Below are 17724 nucleotides of genomic sequence, written 5' to 3'. Positions count from 1 at the left end.
TTGCGCGTTTTGCTGCCCGGCAAGGTAGGGCGTAGGCTGCATCGCCGCTTATCAATCAGTCTTCAAAGCTTATCGATGCGTCTGAAAATGCGGGGCGTCTGAAAATGCGGGCTGGGTTCAGCCGATTGCCCGCGCCGCCTCGCGGTAGAGGGTTGGTGGGACACCAACGTGATCGCGGAAGAAGCGCGAGAAATTGCCCTGCGTGGTGAAGCCGAGATTGCAGGCAACCGAGATCAGCGGCTCCTGCGACCACTGCAGCTGGCGCACCGCTTCCTCCATGCGCAGGGTGTTCCAATAGACATTTGGCGTCAGATTGGTCTGTTCCTTGAACAAAGCGAAGAAATGCGGCCGCGACAGGCCGACGCTGCGCGCCACCTCGTCGAAGCAGATGCGCTCGCAGACATTGGCCTTCATCAGCTGGATCGCCTTGCGGACGCGGAAATCCTGTATGGTGTGGACGCGGGCGCGCACGGTGTGAGGCGCGGAGGCGTCGGCCGCATCGAGCACACTGTCGATGAAGCGCTCGATCTCGTAATTGGCGATGTCGTCGATGCTCTCATTATCGGTGAGGTGATCGAGCAGGTTGCCCGCCGCCTGGTGCAGCCATGGCTCCAGCATGATCGCAGGTACGGAAAACAACGGCGCGGACGAAGGCATGTCGCGGCGGCGGCGCGCCCAATCCGGATCGATGTAGAAGGCGAGGAACAGGCCGGGTGTGCCGTCGCGCGACAGGGCGTGGCTGTGCGGCTCGAAGGAATTGATGCCGGCGGCCGTGCCGGGGCCGAGCCGCACCGTCTGGCGGCCGATGGTCATTTCGCCGGCCGTGCCTTCCAGCCAGATGATGATATGCGCCTCGACATGGGCATGGGTGACGAAGTCGCTGGCGACATTCAGGACAGAAACATGTCCGAACCGGCCCCAATAGAGCCTGATCGCTTCCGTCATGGGTATATCCTCCCGCAGGCGACTGGCCTCCCTTCGCCTGCCGGGGGATAGTGCGGCGCGTGTCATGCCCGCGTCAAGGCACATGGGTGCGACCGGTGATTCCCGGGTGCCATGGCGGCGGATTTTCAGACTGAGCGATAGGCCGGCTTACGCCGGCGCCGTCGCCTTTATTCTTCGCGCCGGAAGTTGCGGAGCCGGTCGAACAGCACCGCCATCAGGATGGCGCCGCCGATGAACACGCCTTGCCAGAAGGCATTGATGCCGAGCAGGCCGAGGCTGTTGCGGATCACCTCGATCAGCGCCGCGCCGACGATGGCGCCGAAGGCAGTACCGACGCCGCCGGCCAGATTGGCGCCGCCAATGACGGTGGCGGCAATCACCTGAAGCTCCATGCCGGTGCCGAGATTGGTGGTGACGGCACCCAGCCAGCCGGTCTGGATGACGCCGGCAATGCCTGCGGCTAGTGCCGAGATCATATAGACCGCGACCTTGATCTGGCGCACCGGAACGCCGGTCAGTGTCGCCGCATGCTCATTGCCGCCGATGGCGAAGATGTGGCGGCCAAATTTCGTCCAGCGCAGCGTGAAGCCGGTAATCAGCGCCAGCAGGATCATGTAAAGCACAGGGTTGGCAATGCCGAACACCCAAGCGCCGCCGCCCAGCGCCAGAAGCTTGTCGTGGTCCGGTCCGAACTGGAAGACGACGGTGTTGTTGGAGGCCACCATGGCCAGGCTGCGCGCGATCGACAGCATGCCGAGCGTCACCACGAAAGGTGGAAAGCCCAGATAGGCGATCAGGATGCCGTTGAAGGCGCCGATGGCGAGTGCGGTGGCGATCGAGGCGGCAATGCCGACCTCGATCGAGTAGCCGGCATGCATGGTAACCGCCAGCACCATCGAAGACAGGCAAAGCACCGAGCCGACCGACAGGTCGATGCCGCCGGTGATGATGACGAAGGTCATGCCGAGTGCGATGATGGCGACGAAGGTGATGTTGCGGGTGATGTTGTAGAGGTTCTTCGACGTGGCGAAGGCGTCGGTGGCAAACGACAGGAAAATGCAGGCGAGGATGACGGCGATCACCACCCAGAAGGTCTGGCTGGCGAAAATGCGCGAGAAAATAGTGTGCTGTTTCTGCGCGATCGTCTGGTCAAGAGTGACTGCCATTATCGACCTTTCCTGCCGGCGATGAGCCGCGCCAAAGTGGCGAATTCCTGATTTGCCGCACTCATGCGACTTGCTCGATGGCGCCGGTGATCAGCCCGGTGACTTCCTCCGGCGAACTCGATGCAATCGCCTTGTCGGCGACCTTGCGGCCGCGGCGCATGACGATGACGCGGTCGGCAACGTCGAAGACGTCGGGCATGCGGTGGCTGATCAGCACGACCGCAATGCCCTGGTCGCGCAACCGGCGGATCAGGTTCAGCACTTCTGCAACCTGCCTGACCGAGATCGCCGCCGTCGGCTCGTCCATCAGCACGATCTTGGCCTGCGACAGCCTGGTGCGGGCGATCGCCACGGCTTGCCGCTGGCCGCCGGACATCTGCTTGACGAGGTCGCGCGGGCGGGTTTCCGATTTCAGTTCGGCAAAGATCTGGCCGGCGCGCTTGTACATCGCGGCATAGTCGAGAATGCGAAACGGCCCGATGCCGCGGCGCAGTTCACGGCCGAGATAGACGTTGGCGGCGGCGGTCAGATTGTTGCACAGCGCCAGGTCCTGGTGGACGATCTCGATGCCGTGCTGGCGTGCTTCCACCGGCCTGTGCAGGATCAACTGCTTGCCGTCCATCTGCATGGTGCCATGGCTGGGGGGGAAATTGCCGGCGATCATCTTGACCAGCGTCGACTTGCCGGCGCCGTTGTCGCCCATCAGGCCAACCACCTGGCCAGGCTCGATCGACAGCGACACATCGTTGACCGCCTGGATGGCGCCGAAATGCTTTGAAATATTGGTGAGTTCGAGAACCGCCACCAGCCTTTTCCTTCCCCATTCTGCCGGGCAGTTGTTCTGCCTCAGGCTCGCTCTTTCCAGCTCCTCCCGGAAACGGCGATAGCGTTCTTTTACGCAAAAGCCGGCGCGCGTCAATCAATTGCGGACCGAATTGAGGCACTTCTTTTTCTAAAAATCAGTTTTGTAGGACAAATAGCATTGACGTTGGCGGCGAGCCGATATTAGCTAAGCATCGGAGGAGAATAGTCGATCCCCGATGCTGGTTGGAAGAAGGGATCGTCGGAGGTTATGGGTCAAGGATTGGGCACCAGCTTTTTTGCCGGGCCGGTTCTAGGCCGCATCTGAAAATACTTATCGACCTGGCTTGATGACATGAGCGCTCGCAAAACGACCCTCTGTCATCGCGCATCCGGGTTGATCTGTGTGGCGGGCACGCCGTGTCCGTCTGTTTCAACGGGAGGACTGACATGAGGAAATCACTATTGCTCGCCGCTGCCGCCGTCATGGCGCTGGGCGCCGGGCCGGCTTTGGCCAAGAAACAGCTCGTCATCGTCGTGAAGGGTCTCGACAATCCGTTCTTCGAAGCCATCCATCAGGGCTGCGAGAAATGGAACAAGGAGAACGCCAGTTCGGAGTACGAATGCTTCTACACCGGTCCGGCTTCGACCTCTGACGAGGCCGGCGAAGCCCAGATCGTGCAGGACATGCTGAGCAAGACCGATACCGTGGCGATGGCGATTTCGCCGTCCAACGCACCGCTGATCGCGCAGACGATCAAGACCGCCAATCCAACGATCCCGATCATGACGCTCGACGCCGACCTCAGCAAGGAAGATGCGGCGCTTCGCAAGACCTATCTCGGCACCGACAACTATCTGATGGGTCATAAGATCGGCGAGTACATCAAGAAGGGCAAGCCGAACGGCGGCACGATCTGCACGATCGAGGGCAATCCTGCGGCCGACAACATCCTGCGCCGCGCGCAAGGCATGCGCGACGCACTGTCGGGCAAGGAAGGCCTGGCGGCGCTGGCCGGCGAAGGTGGCTGGACCGAAGTTGCCGGCTGCCCGGTGTTCACCAATGACGACGGCGCCAAGGGCGTGCAGGCGATGACCGACATCCTCGCCGCCAACCCGAAGCTCGATGCGTTCGGCATCATGGGCGGCTGGCCGCTGTTCGGCGCTCCGCAGCCCTATCGCGACCTGTTCAAGCCGTTGGCCGACAAGATCGCCAGCAACGACTTCGTCATCGGCGCTGCAGACACGATCGGCGACGAAGTGGCGATTGCCAAGGACGGCCTCGTCACCGCGTTGGTCGGCCAGCGTCCGTTCGAAATGGGCTACAAGGCGCCGTCGGTGATGATCGACCTGATCGAAGGCAAACCTGTCGCCGATCCGGTCTTCACCGGCCTCGACGAATGCACCAAGGATACGGTCGACACCTGCATCCAGAAGTAGGCCGCGATTTCGGGGCGTCCGTTTGACGGGCGCCCCGTCACATCGGTTTCAATGACAATGGACGAAGCAGCATTGTCGGGGCAGCAGCTCCGGCTTTCGCATGCCCATGGTTTCGTATTTTCGGCGAAGATTTCGGCGGGTGCGGACAAACTCCGGACAATCTCCCGCGACAGATAGCCGACGCACTGGAACGTGGATGCCGGACGAAAAATCAAGAAAGCGACGCGCCCGGGTCGATGCGCTGGCCAGCCTTCCGGCTGCCGTTCGTCGTGCCGATGCCACGAGGGTTCCAGGTTCGAGCGTGCATGCCTCGCTGGCCCATGAGATTGGTCTGCGGATCGTGCGCGGCGACTATCCGCCGGGAACCATCCTGCCCAATGAAGCCAAGTGGTCCGAGACGTTCGACGTCAGCCGCTCGGCGGTGCGCGAGGCGATCAAGATGCTGATGGCGAAAAGCCTTTTGGCATCACGCCCCAAGATCGGCAGCTGGGTCGAGCCGAAAGAGCGCTGGAACCTGCTCGATCGCGATGTGCTCGCCTGGTATGCGACAGCGCCGGACCGCGAAGCGTTCCTGCGCACCGTGCAGGAATTCCGCCACATCATCGAGCCGGAAGCGTCCGCCTTCGCCGCCGTGCGACGTTCAGAAGAGCAGATGGCCGAGATCAGCCAGGCCTGCCGCGAGATGGGGGAGGCGACAAGCCTGCAGGCGCGTACGCGCGCCGACACGCGTTTTCACCTCGCCATCCTGCGAGCATCGGGCAACGACCTTTTGGTGCCGCTCGGCGTGCTGATTGAATCGGCGCTCGATCACCTCTTTGTCTTCGTCACGCGCGAAACCAGCGACCAGCGGCACGCGCAGAAGCTGCATGAGGCGATCGAGAAGGCCATCCGCCTGCAGCAACCCGCTGCCGCGCGCAATGCGGTGCACCGCCTGCTTGCGAACACCGACGACATTGTCCGCCGGTCGCGACGCTGACGCTGGTCGGCGCGCTCAAATCGTTTGCTTCTTGCCGTCCTTGCTGGGCATCAGGTCGACACCGTTGACCTTGCCGATATGTGTCGCCAGCATAGGCACGAATTGTTCGGCCGGACCGGTGGCATGGGCGCCGGCGAACGAATTCTTGGTGGCATTGCCCAACGGGTTGGCGATGCTTGCGGCACCCGCCATCGATTCCAGGTAGGTGAGATCCTTGAAGGCGTTGGCGATTGAGAATTTGTGGGCGTCGCGGTCGCCTTCCAGCGTCCAGCGCATGAAGGTCTGGTAGAAGCCGCAATCCATGCGGCCGTTGCGGATGACGCTGTCGAAACGCGCCGGCGAAATGCCAACCTTTTGCGCCAGCGCCAGCGCCTCGGAATAGATCGCGGCATAGCCCAGCGAAATGAAATTGTTGAGCAGCTTCATGCGGTGGCCATCGCCGGTGCCGCCAATATGGACGATGCGTCCGGCCCAGGTTTCGATGACGGGCTTCACGCGCGCAAAAAGTGCATCAGGCGCGCCGACCATGGCGTCGAGCGTGCCTTCCCAGGCTTCCTTGGGGGTGCGGCTGAGGGGGGAATCGACAAGATCGACACCGATATCCTTCAGCTCGGCCGCCAGTGCCACCGTCGACACCGGATCGGAGGTCGAGCAGTCGACGACCACCGAACCCTTCTTCAGGCCCTCCTTGAGGCCGCCGGGGCCGCGGATGATGGCCTCGACTTCGCGCGACCCGGTGACGCAGATGAAGACGATATCGGAGGCTGCGGCGACGTCGCGCGGGGTCGACGCTTCCGTGGCGCCCCGGCCAAGCAGATCCTCCGCCGGCTTGCGGTTCTTGCGGCCGAGAAAGGTCAGGGAATAGCCTTTGTCGACGATGTTCTTGGCGATCCCATGCCCCATCAGGCCAAGCCCGATGAAGCCGATCTTCTCGCTCGCGGCAGTCGTGTTCATATCGTCCGTCCTGTCTGGATTATTGATAATTGCCCTGCTGTTTTTGCCGTATGCGGTTGCAGAATGCAATATTGTCTGACAATACACAAAAATCCTTCGAGATGTGGAGACCCAAAATGACGAAGCGGATCATGTTCACCGGTGGCAGCGGCAAGGCTGGGCGTCACGTCGTGCAGTACCTGGTCGAGCAGGGCTGCCAGGTGCTCAATATCGACACCAAGCCGCTCGACAATCCCAAGGTGCGCACGCTGATCACCGACATCACCGACAGCGGGCAGGTGTTCAATGCGCTGTCGAGCTATATGGGCCTGCACGAGTTCGATCCGTCGCTGCGCCCGCAGCCGGTCGACGCCGTGGTGCATTTCGCCGCCATCCCGCGCATCATGATCACCACCGACAACGAGGTGTTCCGCATCAACGCGATGGGCACCTACAATGTCATTGAAGCGGCGGTGAAACTCGGCATCCGCAAGGTGATCATCGCTTCCAGTGAGACGACCTATGGCGTGGTGTTCGCCAACGAGCCGCGCGACCCCAAATATTTCCCGCTCGACGAGGCGTATGACGTCGATCCGATGGACAGCTATGCGCTGTCCAAGGTCGTCAACGAGCACACGGCGCGCGCCTTTGCGCAGCGCAACGGCACCGACATCTACGCCTTGCGCATCGGCAACGTCATCGAACCGCATGAATATTCGCTGTTTCCGAAGTGGTTCGCCGATCCGGGTTTCCGCAAGCGCATCGCCTGGAGCTATGTCGACGCGCGCGATCTGGGCCAGATCACGCTGCGCGCGGTCGAGAAGGACGGGCTCGGCTTTCAGGTGTTCAACGCGGCCAATGACGACACCTCGTCGGACCTGCCGACAGCCGAGCTGTTGAAGCGGTTCTATCCTGATGTGCCGGTCAAGGCCGAACTCGGCGAATATGAGACGCTGCTGTCAAACCGAAAGGCGCGCGATTTGCTCGGCTTTCGGCCCGAACACAGCTGGCGCAAATATGTCAAGACGGCCTGAGAGGGAGCGCATCGCCCGCAATCCAATGCTGATCTGTGCATAGAAGCGGGCTTTGCGGCCCAGCCCGTTTCGCCGGCTTGACAGTTTTGGGAATCCAGACTTTGTGGATGCATGCCGGACGGGAAGCCGAATAAGACAAAAGCGCCTACCAAGGCGGCGCCTGCCGAGCACCCCGCCGGTGTTCGTCGCGCCGACTCGACACGCATGCCCGGCTCAAGCGTGCACGGGTCGCTGGCCAACGAGATTGGTCTCAGGATCGTGCGCGGCGACTATCCGCCGGGAACCATCCTGCCCAACGAAGCCAAATGGTCCGAGACCTTCAATGTCAGCCGCTCGGCGGTGCGCGAGGCGATCAAGATGCTGATGGCGAAAAGCCTTTTGGCATCGCGCCCCAAGATTGGCAGCTGGGTCGAGCCGAAGGAGCGCTGGAACCTGCTCGATCGCGATGTGCTGGCTTGGTACGCGACCTCGCCCGACCGCGAGGTTTTCCTGAAGACCGTGCAGGAGTTCCGCCACATCATCGAGCCGGAGGCGACCGCCTTTGCCGCGATGCGGCGGACCGACGCGCAGATGGCCGAGATCAGCCAGGCCTGCCGCGAGATGGGCGACGCCACCAACCTGCAGGAGCGCACCCGCGCCGACACGCGCTTTCATCTCGCCATCCTGCGGGCCTCCGGCAATGATTTGCTGGTGCCACTCGGCGTGCTGATCGAATCGGCATTCGACCATCTGTTCGCCTATACGACGCGGGAACTTGACGATCTGCAGCACGCGCAGAAACTGCATGAGGCGATCGAGAAGGCCATCCGCCTGCAGCGGCCGGATGCGGCGCGCAATGCAGTACGCAAATTGCTCGCCAACACGGATGGTGTCATCCGATCCAGGTAGCTGGTACTCAGCCGGCCGGTGATGTTGCCAGATGCTGCCGGGTCAGGCCGATCAGCAAGGCCTGGTCGCGGGCGGCGTGTTCGGGCGGATTGACCACCGGCTCGCCATTGACGATGGCGCCCCAGAAGCCGCGCATTTCCTCGACGAAGGCCTCGCCGTAGCCGGCGCGCAAATCCCTTTTCGACAACGTGTGACCGTCAGAGGTCTTCACCGTCAGCCGGGTCGGATGGTGGTTGAGCCAGGGCGAGGGGAATTCGAGTTCGAGGCTGGCATCGTCGAAGAACAGCGTGATGCGCTCCTTGTAGTCGGCAAGCTTTGGCACCGTCAGATGCGTCATGGTCCATAGCGCCTGGCCGCCGAGCAGTTTCACCGCGCCCTGGCCACCATCGCCATTGGCGAAGATCTGCGCGCCGACGATGTCGCCATCCGGCACGCCGAGCGCATCGAACAGGCCATGGACGGCATTCACATCGTGAATCAAGGCCGAGCTGTAAGCACCGGTAAATCCACGGAAAGCCAGATCGGTCGGCGGCACTCCAATGGCTCGTTCGACCTGCTGCTTCTGCTTGGCTGCGGCGGCAGCGATCAGCTCCTTGGGAATGTCGGTGCCGCGCTTATATCGGTGATGGGCGATAAACGGCCAGGCATCGGGATCGTTGACCTCGACCGAGACCGAACGCAGCGTCCCCGCCGTGCCGGGCAATGAGGCGAGCGCCAGCCGGTAGCTCGGATCGAAGCGTTTCATATAGCCGACCTGCATGACTTTCTTGGCCGCATCGCGCGCGGCGACGATCTCGGCGATCTCGGCCGGCGAGTAGCAGAGCGGCTTTTCGCAAAAGACGTGCAGCCCGCGCGCCAGCGCCGCCAGAACCTGTTCGTGATGCAGCGGGTCAGGCGAGCCGATGACGACCGCGTCGAGGCGTCGGTCGAAGAGCTGGTCGATTGTCTCGAAATTGGCGATGCCACTGACATCGGTGACGAACTCGCGCGAAATCCGGGAGGGATCGGCGACGCCGACAACCTCGAACAGATCGTTGAGCCGCAGCAGATTGGGGATATGCTCGACCTGCGAAATCATGCCGGCGCCGATGACGCCGACTCGTATCCTGCTCATGCTGTTGCTCGCTGCAAAATGGTCTCGGCTCAGGGTGCTGCGGCGGGCCGGTTGCCGATCTGGGCCAGCAGGCCGGCGATCTCCGCTTCGACCGCCTTCAAATCCTCGCCGCCCGACATGATCGAGATCACCTCGTCGCGCGAGATGTCCGCCTTGGCGTAGGTGCCGCGATTGCGCCCGCGATTGAGCAGCGTGAAGGTGTCGCCGACCGGGTAGGCGTGGTGAATGTTGTGGCTGATGAAGATGACGGCGAGACCACGCATGCGCGCCTCGATGATGAATTTCAGCACCATCGCCGCCTGATGCACGCCAAGCGCCGAGGTCGGCTCGTCCAAGATCAGCACGCGGGCGCCGAAATGCACGGCGCGCGCAATCGCCACCGACTGGCGCTCGCCGCCCGACAGCGTGCCGACGGCCTGCGTCGGGTCGCGCACGTCGATGCCGATATCGGCCATCGCCTGCCTGGCTATGGTGTTGGCGCGCTCCTTGTCGATGCGCGAGAAGGGCAGGCTGCTCTTCGTCGGCTCGCGGCCGAGGAAGAAATTGCGGGTGATCGACATCAGCGAGATCATGCCGAGGTCCTGGAAGACGGTTGCGACGCCCAGATCCTGCGCATCGCGCGGGCTGCGGAAAGACACCGGCTTGCCGTCGACGAGGATCTGGCCCTTGGTCGGCCTGTAGACGCCGGACAGCACCTTGATCAGCGTCGACTTGCCGGCGCCGTTATCGCCGAGCAGGCAATGCACCTCGCCCGGATAGACCTTGATGTCGATGTCCTGCAGGGCGCGCACCGAGCCGAAATTCATCGACACGCCGCGCAGTTCCATGGCCGGCTGGATGGTCTGGGCTGGTTCGGTCATTTGCCGCCTCCGCGCCCGAGCGCCTTCAGGCGGATGTAGTTGTTGACCAGCACCGCCATCAGGATGACGATGCCGAGGAAGACCTTGAACCAGTCGGTGTCGATGCCGGTGTAGAAGATGCCCATCTGCACCAGGCCGAAGATCAGCGCGCCGAACAGCACGCCATATACGGTGCCGTAGCCGCCGGTCAGCAGCACGCCGCCGATGACCGCGGCGATGATCGCCTCGAACTCCTTGAGCAGGCCGCGCGTGGTGTCGGCGGAGCCGGCTTCCATGACCTGGATGGTGGCGAGCAGCGTGGCCGCGCAAGCGGTGTAGATGAACAGGGCGATCTTGACCCGGTCGACAGGCACACCCACGTTGCGGGCGGCGATCAGGTCGCCGCCGGTGGCGAACATCCAGTTGCCGTATTTGGTCTGAGTCAGCACATAGCCGGCAAGTGCTGTCAGACCGAGCCACCAGACGATCGACATCGGGATGCCGACGACGAAAGGGATGCCGTCGCTGCGGGTGGCAATCCAGCCCTGCGCGCCCATCCAGTGGAAGAAGCCGGTGGAGAGATGGCCGTTGAACAGGCCGGCCGTTGCCGGATCCGGCGCGCCTTCCAGGATATAGGGGATCTGCGTGCGGCCGGTGACGGCGCGGGTGATGCCAATCGACAGGCCGCGCAAGATGTAGAGCGACGCCAGCGTGACGATGAAGGAGGGCAGGCGGGTCTTCACCACGATCAGGCCGTTGAGATAGCCGGTGAGGATGGCCACCGCAAAGGCGCAGGCGATGCCGCCCCACAGCGGCAGGCCCCAGTATTTGACAGTCAGGCCGATGACGACGCCGGCAAAGCCGACCATCGAGCCGACCGAGAGGTCGAACTCGCCGGCGATGATGAGAAGGGCGGCGGCGGTGGCGACTATGCCGAGTTCCGCCGACAGGGTCAGGAAGGTCATCGAGCCCTGCAGCGAATAAAGGTTCGCCGCACCCGGCAGCAGCGCGAAGATGATGATGGTGGCAAGCAGTCCACCGGCCGCACCCGCTTCCGGCCGGCGCAGCCACTGGGTGAGCTTGCCGGCGCTGGCCAGCCGCTCGTCGGCGCCGGCGGCGCGCTTCGACGTCATGCCGAAACGGTCCGTCGCCTTCAACTCAGCTGGAGGTATCGCCTTGTCTTCCACAACCGCCATTAGGCTCCCCAATCGCTCAATTCGCAATGTCGACCAGACACCGGGGAGGTCGCATTTTGCGCTTCCCCGGTTGGCTTGGTTTGCCTGACTAGCGGATGCCGTCCTTGGCCAATGCGAGGATGGCCTTGGCCTTTTCGGGCGAGTCGATGAACAGCGGGCCGGTGTAGGAATTGTTCTGCGGCCAGAAGCCATGCGTGGCGTGCTCGACCAGATAGATGACCGGGAGGTAGCCCATCAGATATTGCTGGGCGTCCATGCCGAAGCCCATCTCACCGGCAACGACGGAATCCAGAACTTCGGGGCTGATGTCGAACGTGTAGAGCTTGATCTTGCCGAACAGTTCCTTCTGCCGGAAAAGCGGGATCAGCGGATTGGCGGCCGTGGCGCCGAGGGCGAAGACGGCCTGAGTGTCGGGATGCGCCGACAGATAGGCCTCGGTGCGGCGCTGGACGTCGGCCGGATCGGGCGACACGGCCAGAACCTCGGTGCCGCCGCCGGACGGCTTCAGGCCATCATTGAGGCCCTGGCAGCGCTGGTCGAGGCTGACATTGCCGACTTCGTGGTTGATGCAGACGACCTTCAGCGTGCCTTCCTTGGCCAGCCGCTCGCCGGCCTTCTTGCCGGAATCATATTCGGAAACGGTGCCGACATAGAGCGTCGTGCCGAGTTCTGCGCCTTCCTTTTCGCCGGAATCGAGCACCACCATCGGAATGTTGGCGGCCAGTCCGGCCTTGACCGATTTGCCGAGCGCATTGGCATCGGCGATCGAGACGGCGATGCCGTCGGGATTGGTGGCGATTGCGGCGTCGAGAAGCCGGGCCTGCTCGACCACGTCGAAGACCTGCGGTGCATAATATTCAACCTTGGCGCCGGTGAGTGCTGCCGCGTCATCGACGCCGCGCTTGACCACCGACCAGTAGGGATCGGACGCCGAGCCGTGCACGACGAAGGTGATGCGAACATCCTTCGGGTCCTTCAGGCCGGCGGCATGCGCCACGCCTGCTAGCACGCCCGCCGAGACAAGGGCGCCCAGTGCCATTTTCAGAACAGTATTCATGTCATTCTCCCATTCACCGTTACAGTTCTTGTTCTCACACGTTTGTCGGTCGCGTGCCCGGCTCACGTCGCGGATCGGCTGGCCACTTTGCGGGCCTTTGCCGATGCCGATTGCTGCTCACCTGCAGTGCTGCCGCGGCCTGTTTTTGTCGATCGCCCGGCCGACAGGGAGGCACGCAGTTCCTCGCGCAACGGCTTCATGCCGATGATGTCGAGCGGCTGTGCGGCCAACCAATCGCGAAAGCCCTGGTCGCGGAACAATTCATATTCCTCGGTGCGGATATAGGCCGCCCGCGGTTCGATGAGTTCAAGTTCCCCCGGCGCGTTGAAATGCAGGCAGAAAAAGGTCAGGCCCTCGCGCACGCCTTCGACCAGCGCCTTGTAGGCCGGCTCGACCGGTCTGGAGCGAGGGCGGCCCCATGTCGTCTGGATGGCGGCATCGAAGATGACAAAGCCGCTGGAGCGCGCCTGCGCCACGCCGCGCTGGAAGGCCTCCTCGGTAACGCCGACCAGATTGTCGTTGGGCGAATAGGCGGCCAGCGTTTTGGTCAACAGGACGGGCAACCGGTATTCCAGTCCGAGCCTGATGTAGATGTCGCAGAATTCCGGCGACAGTGCCGCGCCCATATGCGCGTCGAGATGGGTGACGTCGATGCCGGCGCGATAGGCGGTGTCGATCTGGGCGCGCAGCTCGGTCTCGACGGCTTGCGGTACCGCCTTGCGGCGGGTCGTCGCCACATCCGGCCAGAAGAAGCCGAATTCGTCGGTCAAGCCCGCGGCGCGCGACGGCGCGGTGAGCGGCCGCCATTTGTAGTGCTGCTTTTCACTGTTCAGTGTCAGATGAACGCCGAGGTCGAGCCTGGGGTCAGCGGCGGCACTTTCGGCCATTTCGAGGAACCACGGGCAAGGCACCATCACCGCGCCCGAACTGCACACGCCCAGCCGGCTCAATTCGAGGAAGGCGGTGTTGGCGCCGTGGCACATGCCGACATCGTCTTCGTGCAGCACGATCCTGCGAGCGGAGGCGGGAACGCTCATGGATGGCCCCTTGATCGCCGGCAACGCGGCGCCCCGGGTCTTCCAAAGTGTGTCCCGTCTTGCATGGAACCCGACCGTTTGCCCAACTGGATGTGATGGAACGCCCAAACCGGTCGTTCCGACAGGGCCACTTTGCCGAATTCGGATGGGTACGATTTTCCGGTCAGGCGCGATACTTGGCCCAGTCGGTTGCCAACAATCAGAACCCGTTGGCGTCGGGATGGCTTGGTCAGATCGCGGCGGAGTGGTTCTTTCAAACAGTGCCGGTGAGCGTACAGCTGTCCACACCATCAAGGGACGGAGGCTGCCATGTACAGTGCCGGCGAGGAAGAAATCGAAGCCATTGCCAGGGTGATCCGCTCGGGCGCGCTGTTTCGCTACGGCAAGAACAGCGAATGCGACCGCTTCGAGGCCCGCTATGCCCGGCATCTTGGTGTCGAGCATTTCGCGCTGGCGGCCAGCGGTACCTACGGGCTCGCCGCCGGCCTGATCGGCCTCGGCATCGGCCCGGGTGACGAGGTGCTGGTTCCCGCACACACCTATATGGCAACGGCTACCGCGGTGCTGTCGGTTGGCGCCATTCCTGTCATCGTCGACATCGACGAGAGCCTGACCATCGATCCTATAGCTTTGCGCGATGCCATCGGGCCGCGCACCAAGGCGGTCATCCCGGTGCATATGTGGGGTGCGGCCTGCAACATGAACGCGATCATGGATATCGCGGCCAAACGCGGCTTGCTGGTGCTGGAAGATGTCTGCCAGGGCATTGGCGGCGGTTATGAAGGCCGCAAACTCGGCTCGATCGGCCATGCCGGCGCATACTCCTTCAACTACTTCAAGAACATGACCTCGGGCGAGGGCGGCGGCATCGCCACCAGCGACCCGAAGGTGGCGGAGCGCGCGCGCTGCGCCATCGATCCTTGCCATTTCTACTGGCAGGGCCGCAGCGACAGCATCAAGCCGTTCGCCGGCATCGGCGCGCGGGCATCTGAGCTGATGGGGGCGATGCTCAACGTCCAGCTCGACCGGCTCGACGGCATCATCGAAGCGATGCGGGCCGAGAAGAAGACGGTGCTGGCAGGCACCCGACATCTGGGCAATCTCGGCCTGATGCCGTCGCCGATGAACAGCCCGGACGACGATTGCGCGGCGCAGGTGATGTACCTGCTGCCGAACGAGCAAGCGGCGCAGACGTTCTCGAAGACCATTCCGAGCGTCATTGCCGGCAAGACCGGCCGCCACAACTTTACCCAGTGGGACCAGGTGCTGATGCATGAGGGCGCGCACCACCCGGCGCTCAATCCCTACACGCTGCCCGAGAACAAGGGTCTGCGGCTGACCTATGCCGACGATCTCGGCAAGGGTTCGCTCGACATCCTCAACCGCACGGTGATGATCGCCATGAACCCGGCGCATGGCGATGCCGATATCAGGGATATGATCCACAACATCGACGCGGCGGCGCGCGTGGCGCTGGAAAACGCCTCGCTGGACGAGGTGGAGGTGCGCAAGGCGGCGCCGGTCGATCTGCAGAAATTCGACAGCGTGAACTATTAGCCCTGCACAGTGATTATGACTCTTTGGCCGTATCGTTACTAATGGTCATTCGCGGTGCCGCATGGTGGCGTTTGAACTTACGGTAGGTTGTCTCGACGAGACCGATCGTCCAGCAGATGGGGCAACCGCGAAAAGCCACCATCGACACGCCAGCCAGGGCCAGCGAATAAAATGGATGTGGCACAGAGATCGATATCGCGTAACTCAAAGCGCTGATGCCGACAATACCGCGGACCAGATGTTCGACAAGACCATTGCTGGCGAACATTGTCTTGGGCGAGGCGGTAGATGACAGGTTCATGGGGTTCATAGAAATTCACCTCGCCAATTCATAGTGGTTCAATCAATCCAAGAGGTATTCACGTAGCAGGGCCCGGCTCCGGTGCAGTCGACCCTTGATGCTCTCGCGGGTGAGGTTCAGTGAAGCGGCGACCTCGTCGATCGTCATCTCTTCGATATCGCGCAGTATGATCACCTCGCGGTAGTGTTCGGGCAGGGATTGGATCGCGCGTGAAAGGTCAAGCCGGAGTTCGTCCAGCGACAAATGTGCCAGGCGGTCCACGTTGGCCGGATTCAGCAACGCGTCGTCCAGATTGTCCGGCTTTCCCATCGCGCGCATTGCCATGCGCAAACATTCGCGGCGTACCACGGCCAGCAGCCAGCCCGATATCGAGCCCAGTGCGCGCAGCGTTCCGACGCGGCGGTACAGTAGCCACAATGTCTCCTGCACCACGTCGTCAACGTCGTCGGAAGCGCTGCAGCTGCGCCGCGCATATCGCCGGATGTCTCGCTGTGCGAGGTCCAGCAGAGCCAAGATGGCTTGCTTGTCGCCATTGCGCGCGTCGTCAACCAGAGCCAGGTCATACTTCGGCGTGTACATGCGGGTGCCCTATTTCCCAGTGTCGAGGCGGCGGTTCGCGGCATCCAAGCGGCGACCCGCCATGGCACACATGGGACAAAAACCGATAAAGCCGGTGAGCAGCGTGCTGACGCCGACGCCAGCAATCGCATAGCCGATCACAAGCCCACTAAAGCCCAGCAAGCCGCAGGCGATCATAGCCAAACCGGCAACGACACGAACCACGCGTTCCCATCCAGGTACATTCTTGACATAAAGCACGGTAAATCCCCCAAAATTGCAAGCGCAATGGCACGCTCGAAATGTAAGAGGGCTGGGAATGCAGTTTCGGTTCGCGTCGTTCTAAAAGTATTTCAACAGCGCCATTTCCAGGTCACCCCGCCCTCGGTTCATCAGAGGGTTCTGTGCAGAGGTACTAGCTCCGGTCGAGCCTCACGAACGCCGCCCGCAGCGCCAGCACGGCGCGTAAAATCTGGCGTTCGTCCATCGCGGCGTAGCCGAGCAGCAGGCCGTGTTCGGGCTCGCTCGAATGGTAGTTGATGGAAATGCCCTGGACGTCGAGCCCTTCCTTGACGGCGGCGGCGACGACGTCGCTGTCCTTGTAGGGCCGGACGAAACTTGCCAGCAATTGCATGCCGGAATCATTTTCGGTGACGGTCAGCCACTCGGCGAGATGCTCCTGGCAGAGTTTGACGAAATTCGCCTGCCGGCGGGCATAGAGCCGGCGCATGCGCTTCAGATGCGTGGCGAAATAGCCTTGCGTGATGAAGTCGTTGACCGTCGCCTGCAGGATCAGTGGCGCGAACTGGCCGGTGATCGAGACCGCCCTGTCGAAAGGGACCGACAGTTCGCGCGGCACGATGAGATAGCCGATGCGCAGCGCCGGGATCAGCGTCTTGCCGAAGCTGCCGATATAGACGACGCGGTCGGCGTGATCGAGCCCGCGCAGCGCCGGCACCGGCCGGCCGCGGAACCGGTATTCGCCGTCATAATCGTCCTCGACGATCCAGGCGCCATGACGCTCGGCGATGTCGAGCAGCTGCAGCCGCTCCTCGATGCGCATGATGGTGCCGAACGGCCACTGGCAGGACGGCGTTACATAGATCAGCCGCGGCGGCGGCAGTTCCGGATCGGCCAGGTGCCAGCCACGCCGGTCGACCTTCAGTGGCGCCAGCCTGGCGCCGCTGGCGAGGAAGGCGCTCTTGGCGCCGAGGTAGCCGGGCTCCTCCATCCAGACGGTGTCGCCTTCGTCCATCAGGACGCGCGAGGCGAGATCGAGTGCTGCTTGCGCGCCGGTGACGACGATGACCTGGTCGGCGGTGCAGTTGATGCCGCGCGACAGGCTGATGGTCGAGGCGATGGCCTGGCGCAGGCCGGGATGGCCGGCAAAGGAGAGATAGCCGAGCAGGCTTTCGTCGCGGCTGCGCGCATTGCGCACCAAAAGGCTCGACCAGATGGTGAAGGGAAAGGACGCCGTCTCCGGCACGCCGGGATGGAAATTGATGACGCCTTCATTGCGCGGCGGTTGCGGGCCGTTGACGATGGTCTGGCCGCGCCGCGACAGTTTTTGCGGCGTTCCCAGCCCGGTGCGCAACGACGCCAGCGGCCGCTTCTGCTGGATCGGCGCCACCCAGGTGCCCGATCCGGCGCGCGCCTCGATGAAACCTTCGGCGAGCAGCTGGTCGTAGGCGGCGATGACCGTGTTGCGCCCGACCTTCAGATCTTCGGCCAGCGAGCGCGTCGACGGCAGCAGCGTGTTCTGCGGGATCTGGCCATCGAGGATGAAGCGCCGTAAGGCGCCGTAGATCTGCCGGTGCATCGGTTCTTCCGACGCGCGGTCGACCGACATGATGTCGAGGGAAAGGCGCATGTGGTCGGCCAA

At 62.9% G+C, this 17724-nt stretch carries 18 protein-coding genes; 5 read left to right on the top strand and 13 right to left on the bottom strand.

The window, feature by feature from the left end; all coding sequences use genetic code 11:
- Nucleotides 1–117: 117 nt before the first annotated feature.
- From AC1DXN_RS18835 to AC1DXN_RS18825, 3 genes are all read right to left on the bottom strand, one after another.
- A complete protein-coding gene (locus AC1DXN_RS18835) occupies nt 118–945 on the bottom strand; it encodes a helix-turn-helix domain-containing protein (RefSeq protein ID WP_477275145.1) in 828 nt (275 codons plus the stop codon).
- Between the two features lie 167 nt (nt 946–1112).
- The gene (locus AC1DXN_RS18830; protein WP_477275143.1) at nt 1113–2111 is read right to left on the bottom strand and encodes an ABC transporter permease; all 999 of its coding nucleotides are present in this window, start codon (nt 2109–2111) and stop codon (nt 1113–1115) included.
- 61 nt (nt 2112–2172) lie between these two features.
- The gene (locus AC1DXN_RS18825) at nt 2173–2916 is read right to left on the bottom strand and encodes an ATP-binding cassette domain-containing protein (protein WP_477244405.1); all 744 of its coding nucleotides are present in this window, start codon (nt 2914–2916) and stop codon (nt 2173–2175) included.
- Nucleotides 2917–3362: 446 nt separating this feature from the next.
- On the opposite strand from AC1DXN_RS18825, the gene AC1DXN_RS18820 reads away from it, so the two are divergent.
- Together AC1DXN_RS18820 and AC1DXN_RS18815 are read left to right on the top strand one after the other, a co-directional pair.
- Entirely contained in the window at nt 3363–4352 is a 990-nt protein-coding gene (locus tag AC1DXN_RS18820) for a sugar-binding protein (protein WP_477275141.1), read from the top strand.
- A gap of 196 nt (nt 4353–4548) precedes the next feature.
- The gene (locus AC1DXN_RS18815; RefSeq protein ID WP_477244409.1) at nt 4549–5328 is read left to right on the top strand and encodes a FadR/GntR family transcriptional regulator; all 780 of its coding nucleotides are present in this window, start codon (nt 4549–4551) and stop codon (nt 5326–5328) included.
- A gap of 15 nt (nt 5329–5343) precedes the next feature.
- Here the strand turns inward: AC1DXN_RS18815 and AC1DXN_RS18810 are convergent, their stop codons facing one another.
- A complete protein-coding gene (locus AC1DXN_RS18810; RefSeq protein ID WP_477275139.1) occupies nt 5344–6282 on the bottom strand; it encodes an NAD(P)-dependent oxidoreductase in 939 nt (312 codons plus the stop codon).
- A gap of 116 nt (nt 6283–6398) precedes the next feature.
- On the opposite strand from AC1DXN_RS18810, the gene AC1DXN_RS18805 reads away from it, so the two are divergent.
- Nucleotides 6399–7295 (top strand): NAD-dependent epimerase/dehydratase family protein, encoded by an 897-nt coding sequence (locus AC1DXN_RS18805; RefSeq protein ID WP_477275137.1) that lies wholly within the window; start codon nt 6399–6401, stop codon nt 7293–7295.
- A gap of 111 nt (nt 7296–7406) precedes the next feature.
- Complete coding sequence (locus AC1DXN_RS18800) at nt 7407–8183, top strand: FadR/GntR family transcriptional regulator (protein ID WP_477244414.1); 777 nt, start codon at nt 7407–7409, stop codon at nt 8181–8183.
- 7 nt (nt 8184–8190) lie between these two features.
- On the opposite strand, the gene AC1DXN_RS18795 is transcribed toward AC1DXN_RS18800, so the two are convergent.
- The 5 genes from AC1DXN_RS18795 to AC1DXN_RS18775 all read right to left on the bottom strand — a co-directional run bounded on the left by AC1DXN_RS18795 (nt 8191) and on the right by AC1DXN_RS18775 (nt 13426).
- Nucleotides 8191–9297 carry a Gfo/Idh/MocA family protein gene (locus tag AC1DXN_RS18795; protein WP_477275135.1) on the bottom strand — a complete coding sequence of 369 codons (1107 nt, stop codon included), beginning with the start codon at nt 9295–9297 and terminating at the stop codon, nt 8191–8193.
- Nucleotides 9298–9326: 29 nt separating this feature from the next.
- Nucleotides 9327–10157, bottom strand: a complete 831-nt coding sequence (locus AC1DXN_RS18790) for an ATP-binding cassette domain-containing protein (protein WP_477275134.1) — start codon at nt 10155–10157, stop codon at nt 9327–9329.
- A complete protein-coding gene (locus tag AC1DXN_RS18785) occupies nt 10154–11269 on the bottom strand; it encodes an ABC transporter permease (protein WP_477275388.1) in 1116 nt (371 codons plus the stop codon). Before AC1DXN_RS18785 ends, AC1DXN_RS18790 begins: the two co-directional genes overlap by 4 nt.
- 151 nt (nt 11270–11420) lie before the next feature.
- Entirely contained in the window at nt 11421–12389 is a 969-nt protein-coding gene (locus AC1DXN_RS18780) for a rhizopine catabolism ABC transporter substrate-binding protein (protein WP_477244422.1), read from the bottom strand.
- Nucleotides 12390–12451: 62 nt separating this feature from the next.
- Complete coding sequence (locus tag AC1DXN_RS18775; RefSeq protein WP_477275132.1) at nt 12452–13426, bottom strand: polysaccharide deacetylase family protein; 975 nt, start codon at nt 13424–13426, stop codon at nt 12452–12454.
- 309 nt (nt 13427–13735) lie between these two features.
- Between AC1DXN_RS18775 and AC1DXN_RS18770 the strand changes: the two genes are divergently transcribed.
- The gene (locus tag AC1DXN_RS18770) at nt 13736–14983 is read left to right on the top strand and encodes a DegT/DnrJ/EryC1/StrS family aminotransferase (protein ID WP_477275130.1); all 1248 of its coding nucleotides are present in this window, start codon (nt 13736–13738) and stop codon (nt 14981–14983) included.
- Nucleotides 14984–14996: 13 nt separating this feature from the next.
- Here the strand turns inward: AC1DXN_RS18770 and AC1DXN_RS18765 are convergent, their stop codons facing one another.
- The 4 genes from AC1DXN_RS18765 to mocR form a co-directional block, all read right to left on the bottom strand.
- Nucleotides 14997–15293 carry a hypothetical protein gene (locus AC1DXN_RS18765; RefSeq protein ID WP_477244427.1) on the bottom strand — a complete coding sequence of 99 codons (297 nt, stop codon included), beginning with the start codon at nt 15291–15293 and terminating at the stop codon, nt 14997–14999.
- A gap of 33 nt (nt 15294–15326) precedes the next feature.
- Nucleotides 15327–15863 carry an RNA polymerase sigma factor gene (locus tag AC1DXN_RS18760; protein ID WP_477312236.1) on the bottom strand — a complete coding sequence of 179 codons (537 nt, stop codon included), beginning with the start codon at nt 15861–15863 and terminating at the stop codon, nt 15327–15329.
- 9 nt (nt 15864–15872) lie between these two features.
- Nucleotides 15873–16103, bottom strand: coding sequence for a YgaP family membrane protein (locus tag AC1DXN_RS18755; protein WP_477275127.1), 231 nt, complete (start codon nt 16101–16103; stop codon nt 15873–15875).
- Between the two features lie 154 nt (nt 16104–16257).
- Nucleotides 16258–17724, bottom strand: coding sequence for a rhizopine catabolism transcriptional regulator MocR (gene mocR / locus AC1DXN_RS18750; protein ID WP_477275125.1), 1467 nt, complete (start codon nt 17722–17724; stop codon nt 16258–16260).

It is taken from the genome of Mesorhizobium sp. P2_H9, from assembly GCF_056403215.1.
Note: the sequence above shows the minus strand (reverse complement) of the source record. Positions and strands in the feature narration are given on the sequence as shown.